Source organism: Lentzea nigeriaca, assembly GCF_016907955.1.
Classification (GTDB): Bacteria; Actinomycetota; Actinomycetes; order Mycobacteriales; family Pseudonocardiaceae; genus Lentzea; species Lentzea nigeriaca.
On sequence record NZ_JAFBCX010000011.1, the window covers coordinates 1 to 12,727 of the forward strand.

The following is a 12,727-nucleotide window of genomic DNA, read 5'->3' on the forward strand; positions in this document are numbered from 1 at the left end:
TAAGCACGCCGCCAGCGTTCGTCCTGAGCCAGGATCAAACTCTCCAATAAGGATCGTTGTGATCGCTCCAGACGGAATATGTCTGGCAATCTGGTAAAACTACTCAAAGGAATACTCCTGACGAGGAGTATTCATATTACTGGCTGTGTTTCGGCACGCTGTTGAGTTCTCAAAGAACACGCGCTCACCGGTTCCATTCTCCGTTTCCGGAGAGTTTCTCTCGGGGCTTGTGTTGCTGAAGCTTATTTGGTGTTTCGCGCCGGTGTCAAATCGGCCTCTCAGAGGCTCTTTGTCCCGGCTTGTGCCCCGCTCGTTCCGGTTTTGATTTCCGGCCCGTTCCGCGCTGGCAGAGAGAACATTACACGGGGGTGATCGGCTCTCCAAATCGGGGGGTCGCCTAGTCCTCGAAACGACCGCTGACCTGCGGGTTCTCGACACGGAACACCGGATGGCGGTCAGCCTCCGCCTCGAACGCCGACACGGGGTCGCCGACGCGTGCGTCGAAGAAAGGCCTCGTCACGGGCTCTTTCCGCACGTATGCGGCGAGCACCGGCGCCGCGACGGCCGCGGAAACCTCCACCAAACGCACTTGACGTGACCTACGTCCCCTTCGCACGACCGCTTCGCCGGCGGCCCGTGCGTTGTGCACCCAGTCGCGGACCCCGTACGGCGCGACGAACCACTCCTGCCCGTCGTGACACATCAGTCGGATGGGGATCGTTCGCTCCACACCACTGCGTCGGCCGCGGATGGACAGCAGTACGTAGTGAGAAGGCGCGATCCCCAATGCGACGGCACGGCTGATGACTACGTTGCCGACGCGCCGGAGGAGGGTCGAGCGGAAGGTCTTGGCCACGGCGTCAATCATGGACCTCGTGTTCGACGTCCTCGTGATCGGCGGCGGCCCAGCGGGTCGTGCGCTGGCCCGCGCCTGCGCACGAGTAGGCCTCGACACCGCGATCGTCGACCGTCACCCGGATCGCATCTGGAGGGCGACCTACGGAGCGTGGGCCGACGAGCTCCCACCTGACACGCCGACCAGGGCCATCAGCACGACTGTTCGCGCGTACGCGCGCGAGGAGCACCTGATCCAACGCACCTATGTCGTGCTCGACAACGCACGCCTCCACGAACTGCCGCCAGACGTGAAGGTCCTCAGAGAACCAGCAGAGGCGCGCTACACGTTCAACGCCACAGGCGCGCGCAAGGGCCGTGCCGAGCAAACGGCCGTGGGCACGGTCATCGAGTCCGACAGCACCGAGACCACGCTGATGGACTGGCGCATCGGCGACACGTTCCTCTACCGAGTCCCACTCGGTGACGACAAGGTCCTCGTCGAGGAGACCTGCCTGGCCCGCCGTCCAGGCATGCCGCTCAGCGAACTCCGCCGCAGACTCCACACACGGCTGGAACCGGGCCCACAAGAGGAGCGCGTCCGCTTCCCTCTTGACGCACCACGAGCACAAGGCCTGGCGTTCGGCGCGTCGGCGGGCTTCATCCACCCTGCGACCGGCTACAGCGTCGCGACGTCACTGGCGCTCGCGCCGAGAGTCGCTCACGCCGTCAAGGCAGGCGAGGATCCGAAGCGCGTCATCTGGTCGCGCAACGCGCGCATCGTCCACAAACTCAGGCGGTTCGGACTGGAGGTGCTGCTGCGCATGGACGCCGACGAGACAAGGGACTTCTTCGAGCTGTTCTTCCAGCTTCCGGCGGAACTGCAACGTGCGTACCTGTCGGGCCGTGAGGACGTACGCGGTACGTCCGCCGCGATGGCGAAACTGTTCAGCGCCGCACCGTGGCGCCTTCGCGCCAAGATGATGAACTCCTGGTGAACCCTCTTGGAGCGGGTCATTCGCCCCTGCACGATTTGAGACGTGCCCGCCTTACTGGATGACGTCAGGTTCGCCTTCCAGCCGCTGTTCAACCTGAACACCGGGGGCGTCGTAGCGGTGGAGGCCCTGGCCCGACCGCGCGACGGCAGCGTGCAGGATCTGCTCCAGGCCGCCTTCCAGGCGGGACTGCTGACCAACGCCGACGTCGGACTCGCCTGCCGGGCCGTCCGCTCGGCTGCCGACTTCGACCTGATGCTGCCGTTGCACGTCAACCTGCTCGCGATCACGGTCGCGGACAGGCCCGACGTCCTGAGCCCGCTCTACGGCGCGCTCAGGGACGCCCGGCGCTCCCCCGACAGCATCGTGATCGAGGTCGGCGAGCCGTACTCGCGCGCCAACCGCGCCCGGCTCGCCCGCGGGCTGAAGACGTTGCGCAACAACGGCTTCCGCGTCGCGCTCGACTGCGTGGGCGAAGGGGACGTGCCGCTCGGGCTGCTCACGAGCGCCGCGCCGGACTTCATCAAGCTCGACCGCGAGATCGTGCGCACCTTGCCCGACGACGCGGCGCGGTGTGCGCTGGTGCGGTCGTTGGTGCACCTCGGCGAGTACACCGGCGGTCAGGTCGTGGCCGAGGGTGTGGAGACCGAGGCGCAGCTGACGTACCTGCGCAAGCTGGGAGTGGGGCACGCGCAGGGCAACATGCTCGCGCCCCCGCAGCGAAGACCAGCGGTGAACGCCCGCATCGCCCCCGAGGCGGTCACTGAGACCGGGGAGATCCGGCGCAACGCCGGTCCCAGGGTCACCGACTTCCTGCACCCCGCCACCACGTTGCCCGAGCACGCCACCAGCGAGGAGGTCCGCGAGGTCCTGGCGAGCCAGCCGACCGTCACGGGCGTGGTGCTCGTCGACGACGAGGGCCGGCCGAAGTGGTCGGTGGACCGCAACCGGTTCCTGCTCGCGGTCACCGGGCCGTACGGGCACGCCCTGCACGCGAAACGAGAAGCCGCACGGCTCGCGGACAAGCCGCACATCATCGGCACTGAGGCGTCCGCGCTCGACCTTCTTGACGTGGTGGCGCATGCGAACCGTGAGCGTACGAACGACGACCTCATCGTCGTGGACCACAACGAGCGGTGCATGGGTGTTGTGCGCGTTGCGGACGTGGTGCGCGGCGTCGCGGAGCTCAAGGTGGAGCAGGCGGCCGCGCTGAGCCCGCTCACGCGCCTGCCCGGCAGCGACGCGCTCGCGAAGGAGGTCGACCGGCGCATCGAGGTCGGCGAGATCTTCGCGGTGTCGTGGCTGGACGTCGACAGCTTCAAGCAGGTCAACGACACCGTCGGGTTCGCTGCGGGCGACGACCTGATCCGCGAGATCGGGCACGACCTGGCCGATCTCGCGAACGCGTTCCCCGGTGTGCAGGTCGGGCACGTCGGCGGTGACGACTTCCTGATTCTCGCCGGGCTCGACGAAACGGTGCCGCTGAGTGCCCGTTTGCTCGACAAGCCGTACACGGCGGAGGGACGACACATCACCCTCTCTCTTGCGACCCTTATCTGTGCCGCGGGGTCAGTGGGGTCGTATCGCGAGGTGTCGCGGTTGCTGGCGCCAGTCAAGGAGCACGCCAAGTCGCTCGCCGGATCCAGCTGGGTCATGGGCCGGCCGGGCAGCGAACGACGCGATGTGCTGCGTGGTGTCGCGCAACGCGCGGTGAGTTGACAAGTACAACCAAACGCCTCCTGTGCGACGACCTGATCACTCATAGCATCGAGGTCGCTACTCAGCGCACAGGAGGTTCGGCGTGCAGGTCGGCAGCAGAACTCAATCGGTACCCGCGCAACGCACGAGCATCGAAGGCCTCCTCACCGTTGGTGTGGAAGAAGAATTCGTTCTCGTCGACGCATCCACGGGCCATCTGGCCAACCGCGCCAGGGATGTGCTCGCCGGCGCCGACCGCTACGAGGTCGACCTGCAGCCGGAAATCGCGCAGTACCAGGTGGAATCGGCCAGTGGAATCTGCACGGACATGACGGCGCTGCGGGACGAGCTCACCGTCGCGCGCCGGGCGTTGATCGAACGGGCGGCGCGGCACGAGGCGAGGCTGGCCGCGACGGGAACTCCCGTGCTGGGCCTCACGATGCCCACGCCGTTGACGGACTCCCCGCGCTACCACCGGATGGCCCAGGAGATGGGCGCTCTCACCAACGATCTCGCGATCTGCGGTTGTCACGTGCACATCGGGCTGCCCGACGACGAGTCGAAGATCTTCGTGAGCAACCACCTGCGGCCGTGGTTGCCGACCTTGCTGGCGCTGGGCGCGAATTCGCCGTACTGGCTCGACGGCGACACGGGGTACTCGAGCTGGCGCTACGTGGTCTGGAACCGTTGGCCCACTTCGGGTGCACCGCCGCACTTCGACTCCGCGGCCGAGTACCACGGGGCACGGGAGGAGATCGTCGCGAGCGGAGCGGCGATAGACGCCGGGATGCTCTATTGGGACGTCAGGTTGTCCGCTCGCCACCCCACGCTCGAACTGAGGGTGTCGGACGTCGCGCCGACGGTGGAGGAAGCGGTCCTGATGGCCGCTCTCGTGCGCGGAATCGCGTCCACCGCGCTGAGTTCCGGGGTGGCGCCCACGCCGATCCCTCCGCATCTGTTGAAGGTCGCGATGTGGCGTGCCGCGCGCGATGGCCTGGAAGGTTTCGGCATCGACCCCGTGACGGGTGCGCCGACACCGGCGTCGACGATCGCCGCGTCGTTGCTGCGGTGGGTGCGGCCAGCGCTGGAGTTCGCCGACGACTACGAGATGGTGAGCGACGGCCTCGACAGGTTGCTGCTCGACGGCACGGGCGCGGCGCGGCAACGCAGGGCGTTCGCGCGGCGCGGGAGGCTGGACGACGTGGTCGGGTTCCTCGTCGCGCAGACCGCACCGGCCTGATTCACTCGATCGGCTACACCTTGGGCTTTCCTGGTGTTATTCCAAGCCAGGATCCGGTAGTTAGTCTCCGTGGCCACCCCCATCTGGGCACCGGGAGTGAACGGTCCGGAGAAACCCAACACCGCGCGCGTCAGAGACTACTGGCTCGGAGGCACCCACAACACGGAGGCCGACCAAGAGCTGGCGTCCCATCTCGTGTCCGCGGCACCGCACCTGCCGTACCTGTGCCGCACGCACCGCGCGTTCCTCGGCCGGATCGTCAGCAGACTGTCCGCGCTGGGGATCCGGCAGTTCATCGACCTGGGCTCCGGGTTGCCCACCGCGGACAACGTGCACCTCGTCGCGCCCGACGCGCGCGTGGTGTACGTGGAGATCGATCCGGCCGTGGCGAGCGAGAGCCGCGAGATCGTGGCGGGCAACCCCCAGGTCGCGTACCTCTGCGCGGACCTGTGCCACCCGGAGAAGGTGCTGGAGTCGCGGGAGGTCCACTCGACGCTGGACCTCTCCGAGCCGGTCGCCGTGCTGGTGCTCGACGTGCTGCACTTCGTCCCGGACAGCGCCGAGCCGCACAAGGTGCTTGCCAAGTACATGGACGCGTTGGCACCGGGCAGCTATCTCGGGCTGTCGCACACCTGCCGCGACCCGTTCATGCTGGCCGCCGTGGAGCTTTTCGGTGCCATGTACGGGAATCAGCCGGTGCCCGCGTTCACGTTCCGATACCCGGAGCAGGTGGTGCAGTTCTTCGACGGCATGGAGATCCTCGCGCCGGGCGTGGTGCCGATCCCGTTGTGGGAACCGGATCCCGACGAGATCCAGGACCGCAACCCGGAGAACTTCCAGGGGTGCGGCGGCCTCGCGCGCAAAATCTAAGCCAGCAACGGGATCGCGGCCAGCACGATCGTCGACACGACAGCAGTCGACATGCCGTAACGCAGCTGTTGTTTGGCGGTGGGCAGGTTCCGCGCGAGCAGGAAGGCCGAGCACGCCGCCACGCCCACCGCCGCCCACATCCAGCCGAACCTGAACCACAGACCGCCGCCCACCAACAGCAACCCGCCCACGGTCAGCTGTGTCGTCGCGTTGACGGCATGTCTGGTGCCGTACACGACGGCCGGTGTTCTCGACCCGACGTGGGCGTCGCCGACACGGTCCGGGACCGCCCACCACAGCGCCCGGCCGGTCGCGAGCACCGCGACACCGGAGAAGACGAGCCACACCGCCGGGTCCGCCTGTCCCCCGGCTGCCGCATAGGCGGTGATGCTCGGCAACAGCCCCGCGGCGATCGCCAGCACGACCGGACCGGAATAACCACGCCGTTTCAACCTGATCGGTTCGAGGTTGTACGCCAGGTACAGCACCAGGATCAGTCCGACGCCGACCGCCACCCGCCACGAGACGGCGACCGCCAGCGCCTGGGCGAAGATCATCTCGAAGATCGCCAGTGCGAGGACCTTGTGCGCGCCGATCTCCTGCACCGCCTGGGCCAGATGGCGTTTCTCCGCGGTGTGAAGGTCGTTGCGGACGTCGGCGTAGGCGTTGAGCGGGTTGCCGGAGATGATCGCGACGAAGTTGGCGAGCACGGCCATCACCACGGCGAGGTCGAATCTCGTCGCGTAGCAGGCACCCCACGCGGCGCAGCACGCGTAGTGCACACCGAAGGGGTGTTCCAGGCGGTGGAGACGGGTCAGCGCCGGCACGTGGCCACCATCGCGAGGCTCGGCGGCGGCGCCATCGCGGCGCCCCGCAGCTGCGGGGCGCAGGAGCGGGGTGTGGTCAGGCTGATCCGCCGGTGGCGCAGCAGAGCTGTGACGATCGTCCTGATCTCCAGCAGCGCCAGGTCTTTGCCGGGGCAGTGGCGCACTCCCCCGCCGAACGGGAAGAACGCGCCAGGGGGTGGTGGCTTCCTGGTGGGGTCGAAGGTGTGCGGGTTCTCGTAGGTCGCGGCACGGCGGTGCGCCAGGTAGATGCTCGGGGTGATCACCATGCCGTCGTCGCTCATCCGGTTCCCGGCGAGCGTGGCCGGCGGGGACAGCCGCAGCGACTCCGCGATCGTGGCGTCGAGCAACGACTCGTCGGTGAGGAGCCGTTCGGCGAGGCCTGGGGTGCGGTCGATCCAGTACACCGTCCAGGCGGTGGCCGACGCTGTCGTTTCGTGGCCGGCGAAGAGCAGCGAGACGACCTGGTCGCGCAGGTCCTCCGGTGGAAGGGACGCGGCGAGGGCCGGTGGTTCCGCGATGTGCGCGCGGTGCAGCAGCATTCGGTCGAGGTGCGGGTCGGATCTCGTCGCACCGGGCGTGAAGTAGCGGCGGGCGAGCGTGCGGACGCGACTGCCGAGGCGGCGGTCGAGCCAGCGGGTGAACGCGGTGAGCAGCTCGTCGTCGTCCGCGCCGAAGACGATCCGGCCGATGATCCTGAGCGTGAGCTTTCTCGTCCAGGTGGCAAGGCCCACCGGCGCACCGGTCGGCAGCTCGGCGATCGAGCGTTCGACCATCTCGTCGATGAGGGCCTGATACCTGTTGCCGCGCAACATGGGCGTGAGGGTGCGGCGGTACGCGGTGTGCTCCTCGCCGTCGAGCCACAGCACGGAACGGTTGCCCAGCAACGGGCTCAGCGTGCGGCTCGGCGGGTGGCGCAGGTCGCGGTCGTGACGGAACAGCGCGGCCATCACATCCGGGTGCCAGACGAGCCAGCGCCGTTCCCGGAGCTTGACCATGCCGTCCTCGAAGTCCTCCACCGAGTCCAGGAACGGGATCAGCTGCAGCGCGAACCTCAGCTCGGTGCGGTTCATCGGCGCACCGCGCACGCGAGGTGGAGCGCCGCCATGCCTTCTGCCCGGACGATTCTCGTCGGGGAGTACAGGTCCTTGTCGTGCCACAGCGGCGGGTGCGGGCGATCTCCCCAGTCCTGCATGAACTTCGCGCCACGGGTCACCGCTTCGGTGACGTCACGGAGGGAGTGCGACAGGATCCTGATGGCGTACGCGGTCTCTTCGTAGGTGCCTTCCCACCTGCCCCACGAGCCGTCGTCCCGTTGTGTCCGCAGCACCCAGTCGACGGCCTTTTCGTTGCCGCGCAGGGCGTTAGTGACACAGGCGGTCGCGTAGTAGGACGAGGCGTGCCACTTGTCGCGCCAGAACCCTTCCGGCTGCTGCATGTCGCGCAGCCACTCCTCCAGTTGCCGATCGTGGCCGAGCGCCTGGAGCGCGTGGGCGTTCGTGCTGGTCGACGGGGTGCGCTCGTTCGGGAAACAGGCGAAGTGGCGGGCTTCCCGGTAACGACCGAGGGCATCGGCGGGGCGAGGGCTGTCGCACAACGCGAGCGCGTGCAGTGCGGTGGCGGTGTCGTCGGCGTCGGCCGGAAGTCCCGGACCGCCTGCCGCGCCTTCGGGGCCGAACGCGGCTTTGATCTTCTCGGCCATCGGGTCGGGGACGTCGAGCCCCGCGGACTTACACGCGACGATGATCCAGGAACGTTCGAACAGCGGGACCGGAACTCCTGCGGGGACAGGACCTCTGTGCCGTCGCTGGACGGTGTCGAGGTAGTCGAGGCTCGGACCCGGTCTGGGGCCGCCCAGCTGGACGGCGGTGGCCGCGGGGCTGGCGGCGACGATGCCGTCGACGGTCCTGACCTCGGGACGGGGACCGAAGATTTCCAGCGTGTGCCAGAGCTTCTCCGGCAGCGGCCGTTGTCTCAGCGCGTGCAGCGGACGCGGGTCGAACGGTGTGCGCAGGCCGAGTCTCTCGGCGAGCGCGGGCACGATGAGCTCGACCGCGACCGTGTCCGGCAGCGTCAGCGGCAGGCTGAGCAGCTTGCGCAGCGCTTCGAGACCTCTGCGCGCCGCCGGGTGCTCCTGAAGAGCGTCGACGGCACTGAGGGTCGGGACCAGCGCGTATTCGCCGGGTCCGCCCCACGTGCCGTCGGGGTGCTGGGTGTCGAGGAGATATCGGAGTCTGGCTTCGTGTCCGTTCAGCCACGGCGCCAGCGCGACGAGTCTGCCTGTCTCGTACACGGACGGTGTGATTCCGCTCCAGGGATCGTCGGTCACTTCCGCTAACAGATCCATCGCGGCCCCCGGAGGTAGCACCTGCGTAACCGTAGGACCACAGAGAGTAGCACTCCGGACCGTTGAGCCCGCAAGGGTTTAGGCCGTTCAGCGGGCCAAACCTGCAGGGTGGTTCAGCCGGGCGGATCCTGGGAGTCATGACTACAGCTCGCGAAATCATGCACCCCGGCGTCCGGTGCGTCGACTCGGACGCGAGCCTCGTCGAGGCCGCCCGCATGATGCGTGACCTCGACGTCGGATCGCTGCCGATCTGCGACTCCGACGACCGGCTGCGCGGCATCATCACCGACCGCGACATCGTGATCAGGGCCGTCGCGGGCGGGCTCGACCTGAGCACCACCCGGTGCGGCGAGTTCGGCGGCCACGTCCACTGGGTCGACGTGGAGGACTCGCTGGAACACGTGCTGGCGACGATGGAGGAGAACCAGATCCGGCGGGTGCCGGTGATCGAGAACGACCAGCTGGTCGGGATGGTGTCGGAGGCCGATCTGGCGCGGCACCTGCCGGAGGAGCAGCTGGCGTCGTTCGTGGAACGGGTCTACGCCTGAACGCCGTGAGACACCGCAGCCCGCCGGGGTCACGGCGGGCTGCGGCTTCGTGCGGGAAGGGTGGTCGTCCGGCCAGGTTTCGAACCTGGGGCCCTCTGCTTGTAAGACAGATGCTCTTCCCCTGAGCTACCGGACGGTGGTCGTCCCGCCAGGACTTGAACCTGGGACCTACCGCGTATCAGACGGACGCTCTCTCCAGCTGAGCTACGGGACGACAGTGGAAGACGAGGGTGTCGAACCCTCCACGGCGATCTTGCAAGGATCGTCTGCGCACCGGCGCGTCCCCCCATGTAGTTGTGGTTGGTGCGGTGCCCTCACCAGGATTCGAACCTGGACTGGACGCGTTCTGAGCGCGTTGCCTCTGCCGTTGGGCTACGAGGGCGTGCGGATCCGGGGAGTCGAACCCCGACTGTCATGGCCCTCAACCATGTGCCTCTACCAGTTGGGCTAGATCCACTTCTTGCCGCGAGCGGCCGGAGGGCATCGAACCCTCTGCTTCGGTTTGGAAGACCGACGTGTCCGCCGAGTTCACCACGACCGCGTGCGTCATTCAGTTGTGCGGCACCGACGGAAGGAGTCGAACCCTCGGGAAACGGGTTTGGAATCCGTTCCGCTTCCGAAGCTCGTCGGCATTGTGGGTAGGGCAAAAGAAAAGCCGCCGGGGATTGTCCCTGGCGGCTCCGAGGTCTCGACCTGCTACGAGGTCACGGCCTGGAGCCCCACGCCAGCACCAGAAGGCAACCGGCGACGAAGGCGAGAATTCGCCATCCCGCGAGCTGAGCCTTGGTGAGCATGTCTTCCTCCGGTTGATCTCTGTCCGTCTTGCTGGGATCAAGTTATGTGACGGCCGGGAGGCCGTGCAACGCATTTAATGGTGTTCCAGATAGTGGATTCTCGAGCGGTGTCTGATTCGACAGTGACCATGACGAGGAACCGGCCGGGGTTCGGCGGGCGCCATCCGGAACTGTGGGTCGGCGCCTACACCGTCCCGGCCGATCTGCCCGAGGAGCTGGTCACCTCGGTGCGGTGCGTCGTGCAGGTCGGTGAGCTGATCGTCGCACCGCGACCGAACGGGACGGCGGACCGGACACGGCGTGGACCGCCTGGTCAGCCTCACCGAGGCGCGGGCGTCGACCTCCACCGACCTGCTGGCGCCGGTGTTCCTCGACCGGATCCGGGGCTGAACGGAGAAACGGCGCGCACCCAGGTGGATGCGCGCCGTTCAGCAGGACAAAAGGTCAGACGGTGAAGCCCAACGCGCGCAGCTGCTCGCGGCCGTCGTCGGTGATCTTCTCCGGGCCCCACGGCGGCATCCACACCCAGTTGATGCGGAAGTCCTTCACCAGACCGCCGCCGGCGCCGCCGGTCAGGGCGGCCTTCGTCTGGTCCTCGATGACGTCGGTCAGCGGGCAGGCCGCCGAGGTGAGCGTCATGTCGATGGTGGCGACGTTCTCCTCGTCGATGCGGATGTCGTAGACGAGGCCCAGGTCCACGACGTTGATGCCGAGTTCCGGGTCGACGACGTCGCGCATCGCCTCTTCCACGTCGTCCAGCGCGGCGACGTCAGCCTTGGGCTCGAAGACCGGCATGCCTTCGGCTCCCCGGACAACTTCTTCGGTGCTCATGCTGCTCCCTGGCTTCGTGCGACTGCGTCCTTGAACGCCATCCAGCCCAGCAGCGCGCACTTCACGCGTGCCGGGTACTTCGCGACACCGGCGAACGCGATGCCGTCCTCCAGGACGTCCTCGTCGGGCTCCACCTGGCCGCGGCCCTGCATGAGCTCGACGAACGCGTCCATCTTCTTGAACGCCTCGCCCACCGGCTTACCCACGACGAGGTCGGTCAACACCGACGTCGAGGCCTGGCTGATCGAGCAGCCCTGGCCGTCGTAGGAGACGTCCTGCACGACGTCGTCGACGACGTGGACGCGCAGCGTCACCTCGTCGCCGCAGGTCGGGTTGACCTGGAACGACTCGGCATCGTACGGGTCACGCAGGCCGCGGCCGTGGGGGTTCTTGTAGTGGTCCAGGATGATCTCCTGGTACATCTGCTGGAGCTGCATCTAGGCCACCCCGAAGAACTTCTGCGCCTCGCGGACGCCGTCGACGAGTGCGTCGACCTCGTCCATCGTGTTGTACAGGTAGAACGTCGCGCGCACCGACGACTGGGCGTTCAGGCAGCGGTGCAGCGGCCACGCGCAGTGGTGGCCGACGCGCACGGCGATGCCCAGGCTGTCGAGCACCTGGCCCGCGTCGTGCGGGTGGACGCCCTCGATCTCGAACGGCACGGCGCCACCACGGTTGACGGCATCGGAAGGCCCGATCAGCCGGACACCCTTGATGCCCGACAGACCTTCCAGCGCGGCAACGGTCAGCGCGTGCTCGTGCGCGTGGATCCGCTCCATGCCGACGACACTGAGGTAGTCCACCGCCGCGCCCAGACCGACGGCCTGGGACGTCATCGGCGAACCGGCCTCGAAGCGCTGCGGCGGCGGCGCGAACGTCGAGCCCTCCATCTTCACCAGCTCGATCATCGAGCCGCCGGTGATGAAGGGAGGCAACGCCTCCAGCAACTCACGCCGTCCATAAAGGACACCGATGCCGGACGGGCCGAGCATCTTGTGACCGGAGAACGACGCGAAGTCGACGCCCAGCTCGTGGAAGTCGACCGGGCCGTGCGGAACGGACTGGCACGCGTCCAGCACCGTGAGCGCGCCGACCTTCCGCGCGGCCGCGACGAGGACGTCCACGGGGTTGATCACACCGGTCACGTTCGACTGGTGCGTGAACGCGACGACCTTGGTGCGCGGCGTGATCACACTGTCCACATCGGACAGGTCGAGACGACCGTCCTGGGTCAGCTTGAACCACTTCAGGACCGCGCCGGTGCGCTGGGCGACCTGCTGCCACGGCACGAGGTTCGCGTGGTGCTCCATCTCGGTCACGACGATCTCGTCACCGGGGTTCAGCACGAACCGCGCGGCCTCGGGACCCGAGGTCGCGGCGTTGCCCATCGCGTACGCCACGAGGTTGAAGCCCTCGGTGGCGTTCTTGGTGAACACCAGCTCACCGAAGTCGGCGCCGACGAAGTCCGCGATGCGCTGGCGCGCACCCTCGTAGGCGTCGGTCGCTTCCTCGGCGAGCTGGTGGGCGCCCCTGTGCACAGCAGCGTTGTGCTGCTCCAGGAACGCCTTCTCGGCTTCCAGAACCTGCGTCGGGCGTTGCGAGGTGGCGCCGGAGTCCAGGTAGACCAGGCGCTTCCCGTCACGAACGGTGCGAGACAGGATGGGGAAGTCCGCCCTCAGAGCGGTTACATCCAATGGTGCTGCGGTGGTGGTCACAGCGCCTCCT

The 12,727-nt window shown here is 67.6% G+C and carries 12 protein-coding genes and 5 tRNA genes; 5 read left to right on the top strand and 12 right to left on the bottom strand.

The features are described from left to right. Positions 1-397 precede the first annotated feature (397 nt). A complete protein-coding gene (locus JOD27_RS31465; RefSeq protein WP_204765951.1) occupies positions 398-856 on the bottom strand; it encodes a nitroreductase family deazaflavin-dependent oxidoreductase in 459 nt (152 codons plus the stop codon). Positions 857-866: 10 nt separating this feature from the next. Between JOD27_RS31465 and JOD27_RS31470 the strand changes: the two genes are divergently transcribed. From JOD27_RS31470 to JOD27_RS31485, 4 genes are all read left to right on the top strand, one after another. Next, complete coding sequence (locus tag JOD27_RS31470; RefSeq protein WP_239569809.1) at positions 867-1,832, top strand: lycopene cyclase family protein; 966 nt, start codon at positions 867-869, stop codon at positions 1,830-1,832. 42 nt (positions 1,833-1,874) lie between these two features. Beyond that, positions 1,875-3,548, top strand: a complete 1,674-nt coding sequence (locus JOD27_RS31475; protein ID WP_204765952.1) for a GGDEF domain-containing protein — start codon at positions 1,875-1,877, stop codon at positions 3,546-3,548. Between the two features lie 154 nt (positions 3,549-3,702). Then, positions 3,703-4,767: a carboxylate-amine ligase gene (locus tag JOD27_RS31480; RefSeq protein WP_307830435.1), complete on the top strand. Its 1,065-nt coding sequence runs from the start codon at positions 3,703-3,705 to the stop codon at positions 4,765-4,767. A 69-nt stretch (positions 4,768-4,836) separates the two neighbouring features. Further along, positions 4,837-5,637 carry an SAM-dependent methyltransferase gene (locus JOD27_RS31485; RefSeq protein WP_204765954.1) on the top strand — a complete coding sequence of 267 codons (801 nt, stop codon included), beginning with the start codon at positions 4,837-4,839 and terminating at the stop codon, positions 5,635-5,637. Here the strand turns inward: JOD27_RS31485 and JOD27_RS31490 are convergent. The 3 genes from JOD27_RS31490 to JOD27_RS46910 are packed head-to-tail and all read right to left on the bottom strand — an operon-like array spanning position 5,634 to position 8,811. Then, positions 5,634-6,464 (bottom strand): UbiA prenyltransferase family protein, encoded by an 831-nt coding sequence (locus JOD27_RS31490; protein WP_204765955.1) that lies wholly within the window; start codon positions 6,462-6,464, stop codon positions 5,634-5,636. The genes JOD27_RS31485 and JOD27_RS31490 overlap by 4 nt on opposite strands. After that, the gene (locus JOD27_RS31495; RefSeq protein WP_204765956.1) at positions 6,452-7,555 is read right to left on the bottom strand and encodes a cytochrome P450; all 1,104 of its coding nucleotides are present in this window, start codon (positions 7,553-7,555) and stop codon (positions 6,452-6,454) included. Before JOD27_RS31495 ends, JOD27_RS31490 begins: the two co-directional genes overlap by 13 nt. Further along, positions 7,552-8,811 carry a prenyltransferase/squalene oxidase repeat-containing protein gene (locus tag JOD27_RS46910; RefSeq protein WP_204765957.1) on the bottom strand — a complete coding sequence of 420 codons (1,260 nt, stop codon included), beginning with the start codon at positions 8,809-8,811 and terminating at the stop codon, positions 7,552-7,554. The genes JOD27_RS31495 and JOD27_RS46910 overlap by 4 nt, the downstream gene beginning before the upstream one ends. Positions 8,812-8,966: 155 nt before the next feature. On the opposite strand from JOD27_RS46910, the gene JOD27_RS31505 reads away from it, so the two are divergent. Beyond that, on the top strand, positions 8,967-9,377 hold the full coding sequence (locus JOD27_RS31505) for a CBS domain-containing protein (protein WP_204765958.1): 411 nt from the start codon (positions 8,967-8,969) through the stop codon (positions 9,375-9,377). Between the two features lie 61 nt (positions 9,378-9,438). Here the strand turns inward: JOD27_RS31505 and JOD27_RS31510 are convergent. The 8 genes from JOD27_RS31510 to JOD27_RS31545 all read right to left on the bottom strand — a co-directional run bounded on the left by JOD27_RS31510 (position 9,439) and on the right by JOD27_RS31545 (position 12,717). Further along, positions 9,439-9,513, bottom strand: a tRNA-Val gene (locus JOD27_RS31510). Position 9,514: 1 nt separating this feature from the next. Continuing rightward, positions 9,515-9,591 (bottom strand) — tRNA-Ile (locus JOD27_RS31515). Positions 9,592-9,686: 95 nt separating this feature from the next. Continuing rightward, positions 9,687-9,759, bottom strand: a tRNA-Leu gene (locus JOD27_RS31520). 1 nt (position 9,760) lies between these two features. Then, a tRNA-Leu gene (locus tag JOD27_RS31525) sits at positions 9,761-9,834 on the bottom strand. An 11-nt stretch (positions 9,835-9,845) separates the two neighbouring features. Next, a tRNA-Gly gene (locus JOD27_RS31530) sits at positions 9,846-9,918 on the bottom strand. A gap of 697 nt (positions 9,919-10,615) precedes the next feature. Then, complete coding sequence (locus JOD27_RS31535) at positions 10,616-11,002, bottom strand: metal-sulfur cluster assembly factor (protein WP_189259067.1); 387 nt, start codon at positions 11,000-11,002, stop codon at positions 10,616-10,618. Then, positions 10,999-11,439, bottom strand: coding sequence for a Fe-S cluster assembly sulfur transfer protein SufU (gene sufU / locus JOD27_RS31540; protein ID WP_030470337.1), 441 nt, complete (start codon positions 11,437-11,439; stop codon positions 10,999-11,001). The genes JOD27_RS31535 and sufU overlap by 4 nt, the downstream gene beginning before the upstream one ends. Continuing rightward, complete coding sequence (locus JOD27_RS31545) at positions 11,440-12,717, bottom strand: cysteine desulfurase (protein ID WP_204765959.1); 1,278 nt, start codon at positions 12,715-12,717, stop codon at positions 11,440-11,442. Positions 12,718-12,727: the final 10 nt, after the last annotated feature.

Bases quoted from the DNA above. Each gene is read 5' to 3' on its own strand.
- JOD27_RS31495 (WP_204765956.1), bottom strand. From the start codon at position 7,555: ATGAACCGCACCGAGCTGAGGTTCGCGCTGCAGCTGATCCCGTTCCTG.
- JOD27_RS31470 (WP_239569809.1), top strand. From the start codon at position 867: ATGGACCTCGTGTTCGACGTCCTCGTGATCGGCGGCGGCCCAGCGGGT.
- JOD27_RS31535 (WP_189259067.1), bottom strand. From the start codon at position 11,002: ATGAGCACCGAAGAAGTTGTCCGGGGAGCCGAAGGCATGCCGGTCTTC.
- sufU (WP_030470337.1), bottom strand. From the start codon at position 11,439: ATGCAGCTCCAGCAGATGTACCAGGAGATCATCCTGGACCACTACAAG.
- JOD27_RS31505 (WP_204765958.1), top strand. From the start codon at position 8,967: ATGACTACAGCTCGCGAAATCATGCACCCCGGCGTCCGGTGCGTCGAC.